Genomic DNA, 24,258 nt, shown 5'->3' on the forward strand with positions numbered 1-24,258 from the left:
TAAAAAAATAGGGATAGTTACTACCACTCTATCTCGTGCTCTTGCGTCTCAGTTCCCCAAGATTCTTTGATGGAATTATTGGTTTCACCATTAACCGAAGCAGCTGCAATGCTATGCTCTAGTTCAACTTTCAGCATGTCAACACGAGGAGATTCATAACTTAATTGACCTTTAGAGTTAGCCAAAAATACATTGTTAGTTTTCATTTTTATTATCTTTATTTTTAAGTGCAAAATCATAATCTCAAAATCCAAAATCGAAATCATTCTACTGTTTATAAAGGGATTATAACCTCACTTTCAGATTTTAAGTTGTGCAAAACTAGATAATATTAAAATACATAAATAAGATTTTACTCTAAATAAGTACGCTTGTAGAGGGTCAACTACAAGCATGCTCATTTTTGTAGCTACCCATCTACAAATGATATTTAAACACGAAATTTTCGCATAAATAGGAAGTTTTTGATCAAAAAAAACTCCCGATTTACGGTCGGGAGCTTGCTTTACTTTTAAAATAACATTACCAATCTAGGGTGCGGGAATCATTAGGACCATCGGTCCATTCCTGTTGTACCGTATTAGTATTATCTCCAGGATTAGCACAAGCAGATCCCGCTGCGATACCTTGTTCTAATTCCACTTGAGTTGCTTCAACTCGTGGACTTAAATATGTTTTTTTCAATTCCGTTCTCATTTTATCAACTTTATATATATTAAAGACTATCTATTTCACTAGGTTACAAGAAACTTTTTTCACACCGCTTCCTGCACCTTTTATGATGGTTTCACCATCTACTAACTGCGTAACTTTAACCACATTTGTTTTTGCACCATCCCAAAGGAAAGTATTAAATGAATTGCCATTGCTTAATACCAATGGATATAAAGCACCGCCAGATTTTTTACTTGCAAACATCGTCACCTCACCTGTACGACTAATAACCACCTTAATGAGCGGAGCTAACGCTGTACCTTTCAAACCATAAATACTAGACAAAGTCGCTCCATTTTCCGTATTTTTTCCACTAAAACTACTACCATCAGCAAACTTGATATTTTGACGAGATGAAATTGCATCCACTTGAAATTGAATTTCCTGCTTAGCAAGCTTCACACCGTTCACTTCCATATTAAAGGAATTGTCTAACTGTAAAATATCGAAGACAAAACCGTAATCAGCTCCTGGAGCTGTAAAAGTTTTTTCCAGCGCTTGTCCGTTCGGGATAAAAACACCATCAGCAACAATACCCACTACTCCGCCTTGCTTTCTTTCAGCAAACGACCAATTCATACCGGAGCCACCTTCCACATTCTGTGTACAAGTTTTAAATTCAAGATCTAGATAGTAACGCTGTCCCGGGATAACTTTTAAATCCGGTACTACAATATTTGATTTTGTTTCACCATCAATCGTGATACTTCCAAATTTTAATGTCCCAGCAGATTCATTAGGATGAATCAGCATTGTTGGAAGACTTGTCACTTCACGCAAACCTTTCCCTAAAGCAGGAAACACAACATTGACACCCAATTTGTTTAAGCCATTATAGGTCAAACTACCATCTGCAAGCTTCAGGTTTGCACTTACATGAGTTGGATTTATTATCGGAGTAACAATACTTGTAATCGATCCAGTTGTATTCGGACTCATTTTAATACGGGTGATAATCTGGCTATATTGATGTTTTAAGATCACATCCAAATTATTCTCACCGGCTGCAAGAGTCATTTTCCCTGAAAAATACATTAGATCACTATCAATTCCTTTTAAACTAGCCTCAGTCAGTTTACTTCCATCAACTACAGCAGGAACTGACGTTGTACTATTAACCGAATAGGCAATAAACGAATAGGTCTTTCCCGCATCTAACGCGATACCATCTTGATCACCGACTCCGTTGGTATACAGCTTTTCTGTTATATAATTACCATCCGCATCATATACCAATACTTTATATTTAATATTTTCATCCAGTGGAGTGCGATCAGTCGCAGTTGCCGCGCGATTTGAAGCTGACCACTGCAACTCATTAGACACAGCCTGAGGAGCAGTGGTTAACGTTACCTCAAAGGAACCACTACTAGAAAAAGGCACAGTACCTACTTGTTTACTTTGCGACGCCTCTAGCCCAACCTTTCCTTTTTTGGAAACTGTATTATCATTACTTACAGTAGGATTAGCTACGCCAAGAAGATTTACTTTTACAACAGTTTCGCCATTCGCGACACTATCTTGAGTTTCTTTACAGGAATAAGCGGTCATACATACGAAAGCGATAATCGCTAGAAGAACCTTACTTCTTGATTTTTGATACATTTTTGAAATCATTACATTAAAATTGTTAAAAAAACGATATGCTATAAATTTTTCTTTTAGCGCAGTATTTCATGTCTTTTCCCAAAACATGTCAATAGTTTGCTACACAACATAATGGCAACGAAGATATAGCTAACCAAAGCAATAATGAATTAATTGAGTCGCAATATTTTTTTTTGTAGACAGATCATTACATCACCTAACAGCGTCCTTCTTGATTTGTAATAATGTTGACCCATTCGACCAAAATCAGTATGAATTTAAATATCGATTTTAATTTAAAAAGTTTTTTAGCAGCGTTTTCGGAAAAGAATTTTGGGACATAACTTTTCTTTCTATAGCAGTATCTCCAAAAAAAAATAAAACATTTTATACTGATAAAGAAGATAATAATCTCAAGAGAGCATCTATTTTTACAGCAGTTTATTTTGTATTAATACTAAACTCAGCTGCTACATAAATAAATATATTCTATACATATAGAAGTGCTAAAAATACATTAGACTACAATTGATGATTACATGGTTTATACAGAATAAACCTTCAAGTACCTTTAGAACTACTACATTTAAGTTATCAAGAAAATTTAAATCAAATTCGTTTAAACTTATAAAAACAATTTTCCTAATATTTTTGTTAATACGAATAAGCTAACTAAATAACCGTCAAAAAAAAATAAAACTAAAACATAAAAACTAATTGTTAAATATCCATTAATTTGAATTTTTTATATAGGAATTAGATTAAAAACACACTTATTTTTCCTGAAACAAAATGAAAACAATAGCATTATTGATTAACAATAAAATATAGTTGTTATAAAGCTTAAAAAGAAAATTAGATAAACAACTATTTCATAATAAAAAACAAAAACTAATGTTATAACAAACAATAAGGTAATTGATTTTCCGGATTTAAAACATGGGTAAAAGTAATTTTTTGAATATTTATTTTGCCAAAGTTGATATTAATTCCTATTATTACATCTTGAAAAGAAAATTTGTTACCAACAATGCAGATTTACACACATTAATTAACTATAATTTTTTAGAATCATGTAAAGTGCTAACTAACAAGGAGATACGTAAATTACTAGCTATCCCCTTGGTTTCAATCCATGTTATAACATGTTAAATAAAAAAAATTACTTAATCGTACAAATAATTTAACAGCTACACTGGAGACAGTATGGTATTATAAAATAAATAACATTATGAACAAGAACAACAAAAAAATGTACATGGCTCCAACTATTGAGGAGCTCGTAATTGAACTAGAGCAAGGGATTGCTGCCGGATCAGGAAATGCGCAACCAGGTGCACCTGCTATTAATGACGAAGAAGGTGCTGGTGGTAGCGGCTGGAACGTTGATGGCTTTTAATCACTTATCCTAACTAACAATTAAAACATTATGAAAACAATCAATAACAATTTAGCAAGTAAGTTTGCTCTTGCTGCATTCTTAGCACTGGGCACTTTAGCCGTCACGAGCTGCAACAAAGACAAAAGCCAGAGCGGCCAAGAAACCCCCGCTGACCAAAGCCAGCTCGTAGTTCGTGTCGCAGGCATCAGCGACGGAGAAGGCAATGCTATAAAATCGAGCAAAAGCAGCACATCCTCCAGTAAATCCAGCAATAATTCAATAGAACTAGTCCAATCTAACGGTTTCGATGCTGTTGTTGCAGTAGACAATAACGCACCTTCAGCAGACGCTTCGCCACTTTCTCAGGCAGGCCTAAGAGCATCCAGCGGATTAAAGGCAGCATCTACACCGCTAACATCAACGACGACCTATCGTTTATATTTATATAAAAATGAGGGCGGTGCATATACTTTCACAAAATCAATGCAATTCACACCTGGAACAGAAGCGCCAATCCAAATACCAAACGGATCGTATAAATGGGTAGCACTGTCTTACAATAACACGGACGCCATTCCAGAGGCTGATGCATCAAACAACCTTGTATTACCTGAGAATAAAGATGTGCTTTACGCAACTTCAGGCGCTACTGACATTGTTATTAATAGCAATACAGCTCCACTGAGCATCACTTTTAACCGTCTTTACGCTCGAATTGCCATTGAAATTAACACCCTAGGTATGTTTGCCCCAATAAACTCAGCGACTATAGCAGTTACAGGACAAAATGCAAAAGCAGCTACTTTCAATCTTACATCCGGCGCAATTACGCTAGCAGGATCTGGAGGCACACCAGCCCTAACAGAGGTGAATTTCACCGATCTTGATGGCAATGCCAGCAGAAAGGTAGCATATTACTATACTGCAGACCAAACAGCTCAGAGCTTAACTGTTTCTGTATCAAATTTAAAAATCCAACTAGACAACGGTACTGAACGTAATTTTGGCGCAACAGCACTTACGCAAAGCAAAGTAATCACGCCTGAGCGTGGTAAAAATCACCGTTTCTTAGTAGGTATTACAGAGTCCGCATTATCTTTTGGTTCCGGTACCGGCGCCGCACAATGGTCTAGATCAAATTTATATTACAAACCAAACGATGCGACACCATACCGTTTTTACCACACCAACCCCCAAACAAATGATCCTAACAGCTTCTTCTCGTTTGGAGCACATCGCCCACGCGTGTTAGCAAGTGCAAATGCAGCCGTAGATGCTTGTGCATTGGTTTACCCTGCAGGCTTATGGAAAATACCTACAGCCGCACAACTAGGTAACGTAACCTCTGTAGGCCTATTAGGCGGTTTATTAGGCGATCTTGGCTTAACAAACGTTGCCGGAATAGATGCATTAGTAGTTGTACAAGATTTATTAGCCGCCCGAGTAGCAAACTCAACAGCAACTGCTACGTATTCTGAATTTACTCCTACTACAGGCAATAACAGCGCATATGGCGCGGCGACTTCATCTGTAAACAGACTACGCTTCAACTATAATGGCTACATGAACACATTAGGGGCATTAAACAATTTAATTACCCTTGATTTAGGAAACACCTACGGTAGCTACAACGCATTCTGGACAAGCGAAAACTTAATCGGATCACCACTAATCAATCTTGGAGTAAAATATCACTTAGGACATACCACTGGAGGCAATTACAAAGCCTACAGAACAACAAGTGTTTTAAGCGCAGGTCTTCTTGGTGCAGTGAGTGTCATCAACTCTCCACTAATGAACATACGTTGTGTACGTGATGCAACTTGGGCGGCAAAAAGCGCTCAAGCAAGTTACAACCCGATGCCAGTTTACCCTAACTAATAAAGAAGCTAGCACATCAGCTTAACAACAATTAGTTTAGTTAAACCACAATTAAAACAATAAGAGCCGCCTCAACTGGAGCGGCTCTTGTTTTACCCGAACTACATTCTTATGAAGATATTCAAGAATAACCGCATCAGCAATTGCACCCTCCTATCACTGCTAACCTGTTGCATACTCACCACAACCAGTAGTTGCAACAAAGACAATAGTCAAGCAGAACAGGAAACCCCTAATGGCCAAAGTCAGATTACCGTTCGCGTCGCAAGTATCAACGAAGGGAACCTAAGTATTATTAACGGAACTAAATCCACCTCCCCCAAACCTACAATACTCCAGAAACACACCATTAATATAGTAGAGGGAGACGGTTTTGATGCTGTCATCGCCATAGACAACAACAGCCCAACAACAACACAAACAGGAATAAAAGCTGCAAATAACACCCGAGCAGCAGCATCACCCATGGAAACTGGCACACTATACCGTCTATTTTTATACAAAAAAAATAACGGCACCTACAATTATTCAAAATCAGTAGAACTTACCACAGGTACTGAAAGTCCAATCCAACTCAGCAATGGCACCTACAAATGGGTAGCAGTATCCTACAACTCAAAAACAGATCAAGTACAAGAACGTGGCCCTGACAATAACTTTAGCTTACCAGAAAATAAAGATGTGCTTTACGCCACTTCTAGCACAGATTTAGCTATTACAGGAGCCACCACCCCCATTGTAATCAATTTCAACCGTGTATTCGCCCGTATTGCTGTTGAGATCAACACACTTGGACTTTTCAGCCCAATGACAAGCACTCCAACCATCACTGTAACTGGAGATCAACTACTTAAATCAGGAACAATCGACCTAACAACAGGTGAATTAATAGGAAACCTAACCACCGGAACCGACCTGGCACTCACCAAAAACGATTTTACCGATATCAATCCAGTATCAGGTCAAGCCTATCAGAAAGTCGCTTATTTCTACACAGCTGGTCAGCCCGCGAAAAGCCTAACCATAACTTTATCAGACCTGATCACCAAACTCGATGACGGCACTACGAGAAATTTCTTTCTCAGCACACTAACACAGACCAAAACCATCACTCCAGAGCGCGGGAAAAACCACCGATTTTTAGTCGGCATTGCAGAATCCGCATTAACACTGGGCACAACTAAATGGGCACGGTCCAACCTCTTCTATAGAACTTCTGATGCATTGGGAGCAACAACACCATACCGCTTTTATGCCAACAATCCCTATCTACCCAATCAACAAGAAAGTTTCTTTTCATTCAAAGGCCACCTTCCTGGCAGATTAGCATCAGCAAACCCTGCCAACCAAAAAGATCCCTGCGCACTGGTGTATCCAGCTGGCCTCTGGAAAACACCGAGTGAAGCTCAAATAACCCCACTAACATCCAACCGCGGATTACTTGACGGCGCGCTTGGTAGCGTACTTGACCTGCTAGGCACCCTACCAGCAACACCAGGATCAAACTATGGTACGATTTATATTGAATACCCCATTACAGCAGGTTTTAACCCAGCCTACGGAGGCACAACTTCCCGAACAAATAGAGTACGATTCTATTACAACGGCGTGCAAAATAATGTCATCTTAGCAAATGGCCTAATCAATATGAACATTATAGAAGCAGGAGCCACCGCAGGAATATGGACCAGCGACCGCGTACTAGACGGCGGATTGTTAGATCAATTGAGTACTGGTGTCGGAGCATGGGGATATTTAGGCTCGACAAAATCAATGTCTCTTTTCCAACCTCAAAGAGGAATTGCAACTAAGAGTGCGGGCCTTTTAAATATTGACCTTTTAGGGTTAGGCCTAGTTGCTTCAGGCTTTATGAATGTCCGTTGCGTACGCGACGACTCCTGGACCACAGTCAGCACATTGCCAAACTACAACCCCTACCCCATATTATAAAATAAAAGCCGGTATTACCACCCCTTAAGTAAACAATCAGATCAAGCAAAAAAGTAAGAACACCCCCTTTCGGAGGCGTTCTTACTTTTTAACACACATTACAATACTTAAAACAATTAAATACTATAGAACATAATACCCAGAAATACATTTATGCAATAAAAATCAATAAACAGTGTAAAATAGCCAGAAACAAACTGATTCATGTAAATGATAAAAAATAGTACCCCCTCTTCCTTAAAGAAGCAAATTCTTACAAAATTATTTTGGCACAAAATAATTAGACAGCACTGTTTTTCACCAACCAAAAAGCAAACACCATCATTGATAACATAATCAAATTAGACTTATTTTATAATAAATAAAATTGCTATCAATTGAGTAGTAATTATTTTGAAGTAAAATTATCATTTTACAATAAATAATACATACACATCTAAAAATAAGCGAAATACACAAACAAGAAGTTGTTGTGATTGAAAATATTGTTTGTTAATTTTTGCGTTATTGTAAATAAAAATAAAAAATATATTTAAAATGTTGTAAAACAATATTTAAAGACATACATTTGCATAACTAAACTAAAAGTTACAAATTTACAATAAGGGAATTTTAAAAATTTCCTATTGAAATACAAATCATTGAAATTGCATAAATAAATGAAAGTATTTAACTTATAAATGACAAAAAACTAATTTTACACAGCTAAATCATAGTTTATTTCTCTTATTCATTGAATACAGAAAAAGCTCTCTTACAGCTGTTGCAACTAGAAAACTGGAATAACACTTTAATAAAGAACAATCTGCTACCGTAAGGCATTAATTATGGTTAGCATGCTTTTATATACAAAATCATTTTTCTGAAATATATTATTGTCAGTACTAATGATAATTTAAATTAAAATTAATGAATAACGAACAAAAAAAAATGTATGTGGCTCCCAGCATTATGGAACATGTAATTGAATTAGAACAAGGTATCGCAGCTGCCTCAGTAGGAAATGCACAGCCCGGCGCTCCAGGCGTCAGTGATTATGAGGAAGGTCAAGGTGGCTCAGGCTGGGATACAAATAATTTTTAAGCTCAACATCAGCCACATTAAAAAGATCATGAAAAAAACGAACAACTTAGCAAGTAAGTTTGCTTTAGCAGCATTTTTTGCATTAGGCGCCCTAGCCGTTACAAGCTGTAACAAAGACAACAATGAATCTGGACAAGAACTTCCAGCCGGCAACAGTCAAATTATCGTTCGCATTGCAGGCATTAGCGATGGCGAAAACAATAATTCAAAAGGATCAAAATCAAGCACTTCAAATCACAAAACTTCTTCAGAAAAATCAATAGAACTGGTTTCAGGAAATGGTTTTGACGCCGTAATTGCAGTTGATAACCAAGTTCCTTCAGCAAGCAAAACTCCATCTTTAAGAGCTGCCAACGGAACACCAGTCTCATCAAACATGGCCGCAGGTACCAAATACCGATTATTCTTATATAAGAAAGAAGGGGCAACATATACTTACGATAATTCTTACGAATTTACAGTAGGGCAAGAAACGCCAATTCAGGTGAAAAAAGGTGTTTCCTATAAATGGGTAGCCCTATCTTATAACAACAAAGAAGCAGTAGCAGACCGTGGAGCAGACGATCAACTTTTATTACCAGAGAATAAAGATATTCTTTTTGCTTCTTCAACAGCAGATTTAACAATCGGTGATAACACAAGTCCAATTAACATTACTTTCAATCGTTTATTTTCACGTATTGGCATCGAGTTGAACACAAAAGGTATGTTCGGACCAATGAACTCTGCGGCAGTGACAGTGACCGGTCACAGCACAAAAACGGCGACAGTTGATTTAACAACAGGAGCTTTAGTTTTGGCACAAGCCGCTCATACTCCAGAAATATCATTTGCTTCATTTATCAATACAAGTGAAGGGGACGCGAGTCAAAAGATAGCTTATTATTATACTGCAGACGAGACTCCTCAGGCTATTAAAGTCGTTGTTAAAGATCTGAACATCAAGCTTGACAATGGTACAAATCGTGTATTTTCAACATCAACGTTAAGTCAAACGCAAGCTATTTCCCCTGAGCGCGGTAAAAACCACCGTCTATTACTAGGACTTACAGAGTCTGCATTGACACGCGATGGTGTACAATGGTCAAGATCGAACCTATATTATAAAGCGGGCGATGCGACACCATACCGTTTCAATCCAACAAACGATTTCAATGCAATCGCAGACCCAAGAGCATATTTTAGTTTTAAAGGACATCTTCCGATGACATTAGCGTCTAACGATCCTAAAAAGCAAAAAGATCCTTGCGCACTTGTCTATCCTGCTGGACTTTGGAAAACACCAACTGCATCACAAGTAGGAGCCGTTACATCAAGAGCGGGACTTTTAGGAGACTTACTAGGCGGTGTATTGGATCTCGTATTGCCTTCGAAAACAAAAGGAACATCAGAAAACAACAAAGCTCTTGAATATGCAGGTGCAACAGGAGCTAATCCTGCGTATAATGATTCGCAAAACGTACTTCGGTTCAACTATAATGGTTCTCAAACAAAAATTTCTGTACTATCAGATTTAGTTTCCTTAAATTTAGGCAACACTCAAGGTAAACATGCCGCTTTCTGGTCAAGTAGTGAATTGATCGATTTATCTCTTCTAGGAACAGGCGTTGGCGCTCAAAGTTTCATTGGTTACAAAGCATCTGGTTTACTAGGTTCTGCAACTATAGCTTCTACTGGAGCAGGTTTATTAAACATCAATCTTTTGGGATTAGATGTCATCAGTTCAGAACTGATGAATGTACGTTGCGTACGTGATCAAAGCTGGGATATTGAAAGTGTAATGCCAGGCTATAATCCTGAGCCGGCATTATAAGAATATATAAAAGCAGACTAAGCTTTAAGAATTCCATAGACAATAAGAGCCGCTTCAATTTGAAACGCCTCTTATTGTTTAAATGAACTTTAATTTGTTACTAAAAACCATAACTATTATTCACGCTTCTCATTTTTCCATTATTTAATCTAAAAACCTAGATTATATTTCATAACACTAAGAGTAATAAATATAACAAAGAAAATTTTAGCGATTTTAATATTTAACCACATTATAGGCAGAAGTAATTCTACCTTTAATTTGAATTCCTCTTTTAAACTCGTTTTTATCGGTATCATAGCAAGTTATATACCACTGCGAATCAACAGTTTTTACAAAGTGAAATACCCCTGATTTCTAAATTAATAATAATGGTTTCCATGTAAAAACCAGATGAAAAAGGATGTTTTAAGGTCATATCAACTCACCCTTTCATTCCAATCGTTGTACATAAGCTTTTCTATGATGTATCGTAAGAGCATTTCCCACCGGTTCAAAAAACCTGCCTCATTACCCCAAGACCAACCAGCTACTTCATTTTCAAATCTGTACCTGCAATATCTTCCCAGCGATAATAATGGAAAGTTTTATCATCACTCATCGCAACAAAAAGACCATGTTTAAATGTATCATTTAATTTAACCGATACAACCTCCGAACCATCACTTTGTGTAGCCATGACCGGCACCGTTTTCAAGTGCTTATGTTCAAATGGATTTGTCTTAGTTCCTTCTCGGCTAAAAATCTGAAAACGATTTGCCCCCTGATCCGAAACCAATATATATCCCGTACTATCGGTCAATTTATAAATAGAAATACCTTCATGATCTTCTTTAAAACCTTCAGTTGCAAATAAAGCCAGTTGCTCATTTCCTTTTGCAGGATCTGCATAATATTGCTTTACTCCCACCTGTTCATCCGAATAGTAGATATATCCAAGTTCATTATCCACCGCTATTGCCTCGATCTCCTTCTTTCCGCTAAAAGAACCAAATTTGCGGACAAAAGTTGCCTTTACTGCACCCGAACCATTATCCTCTAATAGGTATTGCCACAGATAGCCATCCTTAGGACCATTTTTCCGCCCCACAATAGCATAAATCTGTCCTTTGGATGAAGTATACAGCGCAATGCCCATGAGATCCCTAAAATCAGGCGCTGTTTCACCTGCAAACATATCCAATCCGCCCTGATCAATAGGCTTCATATCAGGGAGCGAAAATATCCGCAATTTATGCGTCATACGTTCTGTTGTTACAGCAATATCAACAGGCTTACCATTCAAGATCAACCCATAAGCTACATCCACATTATTCGGGCGCTTCAAATTGCGCACGACCTTATCCTTTACAATTTTACCTGCTAGGTCGTAGACAAAAAGCGCTCCGTCAGCATCTTTATCCGTTGCGATCACTAAACTCTTACTTGGATCAGATTTATTGATCCAGATCGCAGGATCATCGGAATCATAACGCACCGCATCGGTCACGAAAATGGGCTTAATGGTATCTGTAGCGACAGTATTAGTTTGTGGATTATTGCAAGCCACCTGAAATATCGCTGATACGACCAAAGAAATAGATAGTGTTGTTTTTAAAGTTATCATGTTGAGTAATTAAAATTTTGTTCCAAAAGCACCTGCATAAACTGCGGGTGCAGGTGAGTTATAGGTTAATCCATTTGACATGACCAATCCGGTAATGAAATGTGGTTTAAAAGATAAAGTTCCCGATTTTAGGGCTGGAGAATTCCCTTGAAGGTTAAAGTCCCAAGCCGAATCAAACACATAGTTATTAACCGAAGTCTCCAAAGGATAAGTTACAAATTTCGGATTGTTCTCTCCCGCTAGTTTACCTCTAACATCATTTGATCCTGCTACAATATCATTCTTTCCAACCTGAAACTGATCTACAGTTAATTGATCTTGACCAAAGTACCAGTTATTACTAAATATTGAGCGATTATCTTCCGGTTTTTTAGGATCCCGCTTGACGCCAAATCGGGTATTGGCAAAAAGGTTATTGTAGATCTCCACTCTTACAGATGCCTCTATCCATATTGAACCACCTTTGGCTGTAGGTCTGCGCCAACCCGTATTAAGCATTGTATTATTATACACCATAATGTATGCCTGGGGAGTCTTATCACCCGAATTGGACAGCTTTAAAGCATTCGTATTCACACTGTAAACCAGATTGTAAGCAACATCGGCAATAGAACCAGATTTAAAGTTCATCGCCTCACCTCCTGTCACACCATTTGAGAAAAAGCTATTATTAGCGAAGATTATTTTTCCACCTTCAATATATGTACAGTCTTCATGAAAATGACTGATCGTACTATTCTGGACCACTAATTTCCCATCAACATTGGAAAACCAAAGCGCAGGTAGTGCCTCTCCCGATACTTTCTTATACAAACCCATCTTCACAGAAGTTGAAGCATCTGATGTAATCGCACCGCCATATTCCAGAACGGTATGATCTAAAACCAGCTCTTGACAACTCGGAGCCGCTAAAATTCCACCCCAAAGTTTTCCAAATTCATTGGTTTTAGTTTTATACTGTTCTTCTACGGTAAACCTGATTGGATTATCATCTGTTCCGAGTGCATACAAATTGCCCAAGACCACAATTTCGGGTTTATTCTCTGTATCCATCAAAACTGTAACCCCCTCTTCGATGGTCAATGTTTTGCCTTCGGGGATAATAATATCTCCTTTTATATGTTGCACACTGCCTTTACTCCATACTCCGGATACTTCGCCGATCGCACTGCCATCAGCCTCGCTCGTATCGACGTCAATATTCGCTTTTTCACATGCCGTTAGCATTAGAAAAAAACATGCTAGACACGATAAAATCATGTTATTTTTCATTGTAACAAATTGTTTAATTGTCATAATTGATTTGTTTTCTAACCACGATTAGGTCAAGATTGTTAAATAAAATATTGATGCTATCCGATTATTTATTAAATGAGTAACGCAAACCAAGGATATAATTTTGACCGTAAAGATCTTTTCTGATAAGCGTATTACCACCTTCCGTTAGCTTCTCCGCAATCTTTTCATTTTCAGGATTCACTCCCTTTACATACAGTTCCATCGGAGTATTCAAAATATTGTTGGCTTTGGCAAAAATAGCCCAACCCGCCTTAAATTTCTTTTCAATAGAAGCATCCAGCTGCACAAATCCTTTTTGCCATAGATCATCATTCAAAAACTGCGATACGGTATTGATGCGATCACCAGTGTAAGAACCAGCCAATTGTCCCTCCCAGCCTTTATTCGCATCCTTATACAGTAAAGATAGATTGGTTATATGTGCCGCCTGCCCGTGTAATGGACGTGTTTGGTCAACAATAATAGGTTCTGGATCTTGTGTCGTTTCGTTTATTCTACGTGACATTTTCGCGGTAGTAATACGCGAGTGTGTATAGGTATAATTCGCTTTTATCCCGAACTTTTGGATGTACTTGATGTAATCCACTTCGATTCCAAAATTATTTGCATTACCAAAATTACCCGGTGTGTAATACACATCCTGCTTGCGGACTTCATCTGGCTGAAACGTATACTCGATCGGGTTTTTAATCTTTTTGTAGAACATGCCAACAAAAAATTGTGACGAAGCCTCAGGAAACAATTCATAACGTAAATCAAAATTATCCGCAAGCGCATGTTTTAGATCTGGATTTCCTCTTTCTAAGAACTCTTCATTCACGACAGAGGAAGGAACGATTTCATAAAAACCGGGACGATTCAACGCGCGATAATAAGCGGCATGAAGTTGCTGTTTCTCATTCAAATGATACTTGACGGTCAAACTTGGCAACCATTCCGTGTAGACTTGAGATCCTTCTGGTCTCTTTTCGCCTGCAGGAAACAGTAATTTATAATCTTGATTGGTATGTTCCATACGGACCCCTCCGATCATTTGGAGTTTGTCACTTTCATAATTGAACATCCCGTACACTGCTGTAGTTTTCTCATTGGCATCATAAGTCAAGGGATTAGCAACGGCACCGGTGGGATTGGTCACGGTCAAATTCAGTTCCGTATAATTTTGAAAATCTACACCATATTTATACTTTGCCTCTTCCGCAGATGCAGGAGAAAGGTTATAATTGTTATAGAAACTACTTCGTTGTTTATCACGATATAGCCCCCCTGTAGATAACTCCAATTTGCGATCTGCCATAGGCACTTTATAAGCCACATCCCAGTATCCCGCATAATCATTGTCGGTATTCCTTTCCCAACGGTAGGTAACAGGCGATTTATTAACAAGAGAAGTGCGCTTACGCTCAAAATTCTCTTGAATACCGTCTAAACTTATCGTGGTATTTTGAGGCAATTGATTACTAGCAGATGACAGCGCACCCGACCACCTTACATTCAATCTATTATCCATAAAACGATGATCACCCTGCAAAGTTCCGTTATAGATCTGTTGCTGTGTCTTTCGACTTCGCGTTACATAGGTCAATTCTGCCTTTCCAATATTAGGATCATATTGCCCATTATAGATGGTATTGACCGCATCACGAAGTTGCGTATTATTCAGATTCACATACATTTGATAGAAGCTCAAACGATGATTGGGATTAAAACGATAGTCGATTTTATTATGTAGACCTAAGCGCTGCTGCTGTTCATCATACTGACGATCTTGTTGCTCAGTAATAACAGCATTCGGATTTACGCCGACCACAGCAGATTTATAAAAAATAGAGCGGCTTCCGCGGTGCAGGTTTTGATAACTTACCCCCAAGATTATACCCAGCTTATCATCCAGATAGCGGTTCCCGAAAGTTAAATTACCAACGACATCTGGCGAAGGTTTTTTATAGGTATAGTCTAATACCCCTTTATTAAAATCTGCTGCAGTCGCATTGTAATTTTTACCATGAAGTTCATAAGGTGATTTGGATGAAGTTCCACCGGCCGCGAAACTTCCGAAGTCCTGATTAAAATAACGTTGACTATATCCCGTCGCCAAATTAGCCTGTAGTAATAATTTGCTTGGCGCAGCTTTCATAACCATATTCACAACACCGCCAACAGCATCTGCCTCCATATTTGGTGTAAGCGATTTGTATACTTCCAGACGTTCTAACATATCTGAAGGAAACAAATCCAATGGTACGTAGCGATACTTATTATCTGGACTTGGTACTTTTACACCATTGACCAAGGTTGTGTTATAACGCTTATCCATACCTCTTAAAATGGCATACTGCCCTTCTCCATTAGAATTCCGTTCTATAGAAACCCCCGATACGCGTTGCACAACGTTTGCGACCGTGATATCTGGAGAAATCTCAATAGCTCTAGCCGAAACAACATTCATGATCTGCGATGCGTTCTTTTCCAGCCGTCTCGCACTGGGATCATCATCACCGCCGTTTCGCTGTCCTTTGATCGTTACCTCCATCAATTTTTGATCTGTAGAAGTAAGTTGAAAAATAAAATGGGGAGTATCTTCTTTTTTAATTTCGATTTCCTGGGTAAATTCGGCATAGGCCATATGTCTAATATGTACTTTGACCTTTCCTGCGGACAATCCCTTTAATTCAAATGAACCATCCAATTGTGTTTTGGTAGATAGTCCGCTTTGTTCCAAAAAAACAGTGGCTCCAGTTATGGCTTCACCGGTTTGACCATCCAATACTTTACCTTTGATTTTGGTTGCATATGCTGCACTGACCGAAATGCTGGAGGCAAGTAATACCGTTAAAAAATTTTTCATTTTGCTTAGATTATATATGAATCTTTGATCGTTGAGCAAATATGACATCCAATTTCAGTTTCACAAAATAGCAAGCGTTACAACAAGGAAACAACGAGATTTACGGACTATACAACAAGGAAACAAAATCAATCAACAAACTATTAATCAATCGATTAACAGAAAAATAAACGCCATTACCATTCCGTTATCGTTATGTTAAGAAATTATGAAATACTGAGTAGGTAACCTGTAAGATCTTCACCTTGTTCCAATTTTAACTTTTTTCTCAGGCGATGTCTAGCCACACGAAGGCTATCTTGTGATATCCCCAAAAGCACAGCAATATCCGTGTTGTTCAAATTTATTTTAAGCAATGCAATCAAGCGCATATCGGCGGCAGTTAAATCTGAAAACCGTTGTACTAGTTTTTCAAAAAAACTATGATGTACTCTTTCAAAAGTCACCATAAATTCTTTCCAATGAATACCCTGTGTAATATTTTCATTGATCTGCAAAACCAGATCGTGCATTTGCTTTTTTTGATCCCGTCGTTCATCCTTAACCATTACTTTTAACTCATCTCGGAGCTGTTCCAAAAATTGGTTATTACGGATTAAATTCAAAGTATGCGACGTCAATTCCTTCTCTTTGAGCGTCAGTTCCTGCTTAAGCTGTTTATCTTCGAGCAACTGATTTTTAAGTGCAATTTCTGCTAATTCCCTTTCCGCTTCTTGCTTTCGCGACTCGGTCATCTGATTATTGATCTTTATTTTTTGACGGCTATACAGCACATACGATAAAATAATTAACAAGATCAAAAAAACAATAGTTCCCAGCAATAAAATGGAGTTGATCTTTTTAGTGACCTGCAATTGTTCAATTTCTTCTGTTTTTTGATTCATATCATAAAGTGCCTGAAAAAAAGCAGTATGCCTAGCCCCATCTACACTATATAACTCCAGCACAAGCTTCCGACTTCGCTCTGCATAAACATAAGCACTATCCATTTGACCGCTTAATGCATATGTTTTGCTTAGATCTTTAGTCGTTGCCGACATCTGATACACATCTCCCAATTTCTCTGCCATATCAAAAGCCCACTTTGTTAATTTTATGCTTTCCGAAAACTTGCCGGTCTTCCTGAAAATATCACCCATATTATTCACCACTACAATCTTTCCGTAGTTGTCTTGCGTTTCATCATATAAGTCACGTGCTTTTTCAAAATGATCAAATGCCCGATCATACTGTTCCAAATCTTCATAAATACTACCCAGATTCTCATGAATCTTAGCTTCGCCATTTTTATTTCCTTCTTCGTTATAAATCGCTAAGGCCCGCATTTGGTATACGAATGCCGAATCATAATCAGCGACCTTTTCAAATAGATGACCAATATTGCCCAATACACCAGCTTCACCATTTTTATCTTTCTCAGCTCTGAAAGAATGGAGCGCTTTATTAAAGTAATTTTTAGCTAGATCATGCTGTTTATTAAAAATATTGAGTTCGCCTATATCACTCCAATTAGATGCGAGTAATTGTTTCGCATTTAACTGGGTGTAGATACGGTCCGCTTGGAAATAATAATCTTGCGCCTGTCCATAATGCCCTTGATTAACACATAACCACCCTATTGCCTGTAAACAATTAGCTTGTAATAACAAGTCTTTATCACCAACGGCCTCAGCATACCGCTTTTTGACTAGCGTAATCGCAGAATCAGGATAGTTTTGACTTAACACCCGAATATCTTTAAATGATTCTACCTGTGCATTTGCGGTGTCACCGATAAATGCCTGTGCTATAAATAGTATTAAAAATATAATTTTATCAGAAATCCTCATATTCAAGTAACTAATTGATGTTGCTGTGCAAATGTACACGAAGCATGTTAACAGAATATTAAATCACATTACATGCACGGCCACTTAACATCATAGAACAAAAAAGATTGATTATCATATCGTGTAAAAATGTGTTAAAGCATATTACAAGACACTAGGGAACTATCTCTAAACAGAACATATATGCCTTTAAATAATAAAAATACCACATCCCAATAGAAGAACTGGTTTAAATGATTCAAATAATGAAAGGATTTTACTGGTTGGATTACAAAATGGAAATTACTTTGATGGCATAAAAATTTTTCAATCTAAATAGCGATTTCTTCAAAGTAAATACTATTGTATTCTTCCACTTTCGTTCTCCAGTGCTGATTTTCGCGCACGTTGCGCTCTCGTTGTTCCATTACTAAAACGGTAGCTAAAACTTAACCGTACCTGTCTCGACTCGTAATACCCATAACTGTTAGACACAAAGCCAGGAAAATTTTGAGTGTACTTACTCTGGTTGCCTTTATAGATATCATTAATAGCAAATCGAATTGTTGCTTTATCGTTTAAAAGGATTTTTTGAAAAGCAACGTCCACCTGACTGATCTCCCTGCTTATCGTATTTGCTCCACTCAGGCGATTTGAATTATAAACCGCCGTTACTTCTGCTCTCATTTTAAAAGGTAAACGAAAGGACTGCACCAAACTGACACGTCCTGCCGCTTGTTGTAAGTTCAGATTTCTATACTGATCAAAAGAAACATCATTTTGAATATAATATAGAAGACCATTAAAAGTAAGATCCCACCAGGATTTAGGTGTAAAATTCTGTGTCAGGGATAAAGACCAGTGCTTTTGTATTCCTACATTTCTACTGATCATAACTATTTTATCATTGTCCAGCGTATCGGTCACCTTCGCGTTAAGCTGATCAGTATAAGCAAAATTAAACGAAACTACCGTTGCGCTTTTTAATGAATAAAGAACAGTCAAGCGGTGGGTTAATGAGGGACTTAAAAAGGGGTTTCCTTGCCAAAAAGATAATTCGTCAAGCATATAAATAAAGGGATTCAGATCCTGATATGCTGGTCTCTCAATACGCTTGGCATAAGATAAAGAAACAGTTTGGTTTTCCCCTAACGGTCTCGTAGCAGAAAAAAAGGGGAATAAATTGGTGAAATTTCTTTTGATATCATCATCCAGTTCTGCCCCATTCTCGTTATAAAAAAGCGTTCCTTTAGAGTTCGAATTCTCTATACGTACTCCACCCTGTAGCGACCATTTTCCTAACGTTCTTTTATAATCTATATAGGCACTTGTCGTGTGCTCGTAAAAATGAAAATCATTGGTGCGTCTGTTATCGAGGCTATCCGGGCCTTTATCAACATGGAAAAACCTAGCATTATTCTTGGAACCTACATTTGAATACTTAAAACCCGTTTCCAATTTCCCCTGCCATAAGTTCATCCCATAGTCCAACTTTATTCCCTTTAAATCAATATCTATCTCATTGAGCGTACGGTACAGATTTTCCTGAAGGATATTTTGCTGATGATCACGGTAAATATTGGATTGTAGGTTTTTATTCCATTTATCAAAAAAACCATAGTCAGCATCAAGATTTAAACTTCGTCCTAACGTATCTTCATATTTGTAGTTGAAATTAAAATTGTATCTGGCAGTGCGCTGTCCATAATAATCGTTAATCGCATCCAGCGACTCTTCCATTAATAAGGATGGCAACGTGCTAATCTCCGTTCTGGTATCAGTGATACCTCCACCAAAAATAAAATTACCATTAGCCAGAAAACCGATTGTATTTTTATCATTCAGATAATAATCGATTCCAACCTGACTGGACATCTTCTGACGTTTGTCAACATCCTTGGTATGGCTATTGTAAGCTTTACCATTTTGTTGCCTGTTTGTACCATACAGGTAATGATAATTACCCAATGTATGACTATAGTTCGCGAATATATTTAATTTATCCACCCGATAATTAAGCGTCGCGTTCTGAAGTTGTTTTGCACTGATACCATAGGCAACAGCAGTGCTGACATTACCATTTAACCCTCTTACCTGATTTTTCTTTGTATTGATATTGATGATTCCCGCAGCCCCAGTTGCCTCATATTTTGCCGTTGGACTATTGATAATTTCAATAGATTTAAGGTTGTTGGAAGATAGAGATTTTAAAAGATCTGTCAGCTCTTTTCCTGAAAGAAACGTCTGTCGACCATCCAATAAAATCTGTACACCACTTTTTCCATTGAGTGTAATATCGCTTTCATTTTCCACAAATACCCCGGGAGCTCTTTTCAGTGCTTCCAAAACAGAAACATCCTGTCCACCCAGTGTATTTTCGACATTATAAATAAATGTTCCACCATCAACCTGAACCGTTTTTTTCCTACCTTCAACAGTGGCTTCTTCCAAGATATTCTCCAGTGGCAGAAGTTTTAAAGTTCCCAGATTAACATCAATTAATTCAAAAATTGCAGATTGATAATCTTTGTCGCCAACATGGCTCACTTTAACAAAATATTTACCCTTTACTCCAAATCTTAAATTAAATTGTCCGAGACTATCAGTCGAGGTACTTAAAATGAGCTTATCGTTCCGATCATGTAAGCTTACCGTCGCTAAAGTTATAGGTGACATATTACGATCGACCACTTTTCCAGTAATGTATTTATCATTAACCTGTGAGTAGAGCGTTATACCAGTTAAAATAAGTATTCCTATTAATACAATTCTTAAAAATTGAGGTGATACCATTGGTTTATTCAGTGATTATAACTTACAGCAAGAGTAACAATTTAAATCAAAATACGCAATAAAATGCATATAATTTCAAAAAAAGTTGTATTTCAATAATAAACACATCTACCTACATCATAATAATGCAAGAAAATGCAAAACACATTTCTTTCATTTAAGAATGAAAAATCCTAGTTGGATTTTTATGAGTCCATTAAATTTAAAATAAATAAGGGCAATAAACGATCGTTTATTGCCCCTTGATAACTTCATTTTTCAGAATTATCCATAGTCTACTTACACGAAAGAGAATAGATTAGAAAATGAAACTGCTACATTCCTCTTAGTTCACTTCTATTAACTTCAGCGCCATAATCAATTCTCGATTTAGAAAGACAATCTGGGAAATTTGTCCTTATATAACTCATCATCTCTTCTCTTACATAACAGCGAAGATCAAAAGCCTGTCCCGAGTTTCGGCAACTCATTAAGCAACGAATCTCCATCGTTCGCTCTTTTAGATCAGTGACCTGCAGGGCATTGACCTTACCGTCCCACAAAGGATGATGCATAAGCAATGAGCCTAATTTTTCTCGTAATTGTGGGACAGGAATCGCGAAATCAACATAAATAAAAACAGTTCCTAAAATCTCTGCCGTAGTTCTCGTCCAATTCTGAAAAGGTTTTTCGATGAAATAGGTAATCGGCAGCACCAGACGGCGCTTATCCCAGATATTAACCACGACATAAGTCAGATTGATTTCTTCGACCTTACCCCACTCGCCCTCAACGACCAGCACATCATCCATCCGAATGGGCTGTGTAAAAGCAATCTGAAAACCTGCTAATAAATTTCCAAGAGATTTCTGAGCGGCAAAACCAATGATTATACCACCAACTCCGACACCCGTCAGCAGTCCTGCACCTATCTTCTGCATACTTTCGAAGCTTAACAAAATAATGGCAAAAGACACAACGATGATAATAGTAATGAAGACCTTTCGAATAAAAACAATCTGTGTCCTAATTTTTCTTTCACGCAGGTTATTCTCTTTATTGATATCAAAACGATGATATAAATAATCTTCAAAAACTTTTATGGCCTGAATCAGAACAACAGCAAAAAAGCTGATCAGTAAGATTTCATTTATTTTACCGACAATATGCAATGTGGCAGTATTGAAACGCGTAAAAGGTAACAAACTGTTAAAAACAACCAAGGGAATAAAAAGACTCAAAATCTTATTAAATCGACGTATAAAAGACCGAAAGAGGGAATAAGATGACTGTGCAATCGCCTGATAACGCAAAATCGGGATAAATAAAATCTTAATGAGGATCCCGAGTGCAAACGAAAACAGTATAAATGCAGTATTCCATATCCACGCCGGAAATTTTTGTGAAAGTTGAATTAATTCTTCGTTCATTATTATTTTTCTTTTTTTATGCTACCATTATTATGTACTATAAGTATAACGGTATGCTTGGTCTAACGTTTGTTTTATTTTTAAAAAGGAACAAAACCAACTGATTTAGAGATCGCAACGAATATATTCAATTCCCCAAAAAGCATTAACCGACAATAATAATGAAGCCGATTACTCGAATCGGCTTATCTACTATTGAAGAAAATACAGTTCTCACTTATTATTGACATATCGTGTAATAAGATTTGTCACTTTACTACAAGACCATATGCCTTGTTGCCATATACATAAGAAATAATAAGTATAGCAAGTATAACAAGTGGCAACAGCATAAATCCAATATTTTTATCGACCATTGCATGGCTAATAAAAGCAAAAATAAGGTTAAATGTTAATCCGGCATAGGCCCACTCTTTCAATTTACTTGGAGTTTTAGGATAAGAAATGGCTATTACTCCGAGCACTTTGCAGATAATAAGTGCATAAGTGAAGTAGTCTGGATATCCTAACGGTTTAGTTCCAGCATTAACATACTGTGGCGCAAATAAAAGCGTACCAAGAGGCATGATACCCTCCCAGATAATAAGGATCGCTGTAGCTATCCAAAAGATTAATTTATTCTTTTTCATGTTTTTGAAGATTTATGAATTATTTATATTGCAAAATTGTTTATATTGATATGACAAAGATGCAAGGGTTTGCTTAAATTAACAGATTACAAAAACGACATTATAAGGGGTGAATTGCGACAGTGGGAACAACGAATTTACAAAACCAAAAAATTCTTTTCTACCATTGGCTTCATTTTAAATGACAGGTATAATGATTAAATTAAATCACATGAATAAAACAACCCTTTTCACTTCAGTTTTAAGCACGACGATCCTTTTCATATCCAGTTTAACTTCCTGCGACGGAATTATAGAGCGCAACAACGACCCCTTAGATGCGGCATATGCTAATTTTGAAGAAATTAACGAAAAGTATCATTCCGATATTTTCGAAGTGAAACTGTTCTGTGAAACTGAAGTCACTCATTCCAGTTCACCTAATCCCATTCGCATCTTTCCATCTGTGAATGACCAACTGATCGTATCCTGCGATGCAGAAAAAAATGATGAGACCCAAAGTAATATGCTTTATTATAAAATAAATAGTAAAGGAATTACAGAAGATACATTACACTTGTCCCAAAATAAATATTGGCCAGAATTTATTGATGATTTCATCATTTTCACCAATGACGAAAAAGCCTATTACACCACTTGGCCACAAGATGGCGATACCACCACACATGCTTTTAAGGTTTTAAATGAAGATTTGAGTTGGACTGGAGAAAAAATAAATCAAAAAATTGCAAGCGCGAAAAAAGATGGCAAATATTGGTTTTTAAAAAATGTAACTAGAAATGATCATTATTACATGCAGTTTTTCTTTTACCAGAATGAACAATGGCAGATGCTATGGCAAGAAATACCAGCATACAGAAGCATTGATAGCAGTGAAGATGCCGGCCGTTACCGTGACGATGTTTTTTGGACCGGCGAACAAGATCCTTATTTACCCGAAAACGTTACTTTTTTACATTTTCACCCTGAGGAAAAATTAAAATACAGCCACAATATTGGTGGTGGAAGTCCAGGATATAGTGTCAAAAACTGGCGCGGGAAAGCTTTCTTTAAAACAAAGATCGGAGATCGTGATTTTAATTTTTTTGAGCCTCATATTGCTGTAGAGAAAGAAAGATTTGACGATTACAAAAATCGATTCTATACGGTGTTAGAAGCAAATTATTCAGCACTACATTTTAGACCAACATTTTATATTTCACCCCATGGGTTCGCATTCTATTCTTCCAATAGTCAGAGTATGTATTTAATACGAAAGAAATAAACAATACCTAATTATTGAAATTAAATAAGGATGAGCACATAATTGGAAAGTTTAAACATGATCTGGTCTCCTATTGATAAAAGTGATACCTATCAATAAGACTATATTGATTATAAGGGAAGTAAATTAATGCCTAAAGCGCCAACAGTTATCCAAAGTCATCCAGTTGTTTTTCCATGTGACTAAACTGTTA

At 37.2% G+C, this 24,258-nt stretch carries 16 protein-coding genes; 6 read left to right on the forward strand and 10 right to left on the reverse strand.

What is annotated here, in order from left to right; all coding sequences use genetic code 11:
• Positions 1–20: 20 nt before the first annotated feature.
• The 3 genes from HCX49_RS16720 to HCX49_RS16730 all read right to left on the reverse strand — a co-directional run bounded on the left by HCX49_RS16720 (position 21) and on the right by HCX49_RS16730 (position 2,319).
• Positions 21–206 carry a hypothetical protein gene (locus HCX49_RS16720; RefSeq protein WP_168127675.1) on the reverse strand — a complete coding sequence of 62 codons (186 nt, stop codon included), beginning with the start codon at positions 204–206 and terminating at the stop codon, positions 21–23.
• A gap of 316 nt (positions 207–522) precedes the next feature.
• Positions 523–696, reverse strand: coding sequence for a hypothetical protein (locus tag HCX49_RS16725; protein ID WP_168127676.1), 174 nt, complete (start codon positions 694–696; stop codon positions 523–525).
• Positions 697–726: 30 nt separating this feature from the next.
• Positions 727–2,319 carry a fimbrillin family protein gene (locus HCX49_RS16730; RefSeq protein ID WP_168127677.1) on the reverse strand — a complete coding sequence of 531 codons (1,593 nt, stop codon included), beginning with the start codon at positions 2,317–2,319 and terminating at the stop codon, positions 727–729.
• Between the two features lie 1,213 nt (positions 2,320–3,532).
• On the opposite strand from HCX49_RS16730, the gene HCX49_RS16735 reads away from it, so the two are divergent.
• The 5 genes from HCX49_RS16735 (at position 3,533) to HCX49_RS16750 (ending at position 10,409) form a co-directional block, all read left to right on the forward strand.
• A complete protein-coding gene (locus tag HCX49_RS16735) occupies positions 3,533–3,700 on the forward strand; it encodes a hypothetical protein (RefSeq protein WP_168127678.1) in 168 nt (55 codons plus the stop codon).
• Positions 3,701–3,730: 30 nt separating this feature from the next.
• Complete coding sequence (locus HCX49_RS16740) at positions 3,731–5,563, forward strand: fimbrillin family protein (protein ID WP_168127679.1); 1,833 nt, start codon at positions 3,731–3,733, stop codon at positions 5,561–5,563.
• A gap of 465 nt (positions 5,564–6,028) precedes the next feature.
• The gene (locus tag HCX49_RS16745; RefSeq protein WP_168127680.1) at positions 6,029–7,513 is read left to right on the forward strand and encodes a fimbrillin family protein; all 1,485 of its coding nucleotides are present in this window, start codon (positions 6,029–6,031) and stop codon (positions 7,511–7,513) included.
• 936 nt (positions 7,514–8,449) lie between these two features.
• Entirely contained in the window at positions 8,450–8,596 is a 147-nt protein-coding gene (locus HCX49_RS25430; protein WP_165902358.1) for a hypothetical protein, read from the forward strand.
• 28 nt (positions 8,597–8,624) lie between these two features.
• Positions 8,625–10,409, forward strand: a complete 1,785-nt coding sequence (locus tag HCX49_RS16750) for a fimbrillin family protein (RefSeq protein ID WP_168127681.1) — start codon at positions 8,625–8,627, stop codon at positions 10,407–10,409.
• A 529-nt stretch (positions 10,410–10,938) separates the two neighbouring features.
• Here the strand turns inward: HCX49_RS16750 and HCX49_RS16755 are convergent.
• From HCX49_RS16755 to HCX49_RS16785, 7 genes are all read right to left on the reverse strand, one after another.
• Entirely contained in the window at positions 10,939–12,015 is a 1,077-nt protein-coding gene (locus HCX49_RS16755) for a phytase (protein ID WP_168127682.1), read from the reverse strand.
• 9 nt (positions 12,016–12,024) lie between these two features.
• Entirely contained in the window at positions 12,025–13,287 is a 1,263-nt protein-coding gene (locus HCX49_RS16760; RefSeq protein ID WP_168127683.1) for a right-handed parallel beta-helix repeat-containing protein, read from the reverse strand.
• Positions 13,288–13,375: 88 nt separating this feature from the next.
• Positions 13,376–16,162 carry a TonB-dependent receptor gene (locus HCX49_RS16765; RefSeq protein ID WP_168127684.1) on the reverse strand — a complete coding sequence of 929 codons (2,787 nt, stop codon included), beginning with the start codon at positions 16,160–16,162 and terminating at the stop codon, positions 13,376–13,378.
• Positions 16,163–16,368: 206 nt separating this feature from the next.
• Positions 16,369–17,991 (reverse strand): tetratricopeptide repeat protein, encoded by a 1,623-nt coding sequence (locus HCX49_RS16770; RefSeq protein ID WP_168127685.1) that lies wholly within the window; start codon positions 17,989–17,991, stop codon positions 16,369–16,371.
• Positions 17,992–18,330: 339 nt separating this feature from the next.
• Positions 18,331–20,763 carry a TonB-dependent receptor gene (locus tag HCX49_RS16775; protein WP_168127686.1) on the reverse strand — a complete coding sequence of 811 codons (2,433 nt, stop codon included), beginning with the start codon at positions 20,761–20,763 and terminating at the stop codon, positions 18,331–18,333.
• Positions 20,764–21,077: 314 nt separating this feature from the next.
• Complete coding sequence (locus HCX49_RS16780; protein ID WP_168127687.1) at positions 21,078–22,172, reverse strand: mechanosensitive ion channel family protein; 1,095 nt, start codon at positions 22,170–22,172, stop codon at positions 21,078–21,080.
• Positions 22,173–22,420: 248 nt separating this feature from the next.
• Entirely contained in the window at positions 22,421–22,801 is a 381-nt protein-coding gene (locus tag HCX49_RS16785; protein WP_168127688.1) for a DoxX family protein, read from the reverse strand.
• Positions 22,802–23,012: 211 nt separating this feature from the next.
• Between HCX49_RS16785 and HCX49_RS16790 the strand changes: the two genes are divergently transcribed.
• On the forward strand, positions 23,013–24,065 hold the full coding sequence (locus HCX49_RS16790; protein ID WP_168127689.1) for a hypothetical protein: 1,053 nt from the start codon (positions 23,013–23,015) through the stop codon (positions 24,063–24,065).
• The last annotated feature ends 193 nt before the right edge of the window (positions 24,066–24,258 follow it).

It is taken from the genome of Sphingobacterium sp. B16(2022) (genome assembly GCF_012030425.1).
GTDB classification, from domain to species: domain Bacteria; phylum Bacteroidota; class Bacteroidia; order Sphingobacteriales; family Sphingobacteriaceae; genus Sphingobacterium; species Sphingobacterium anhuiense.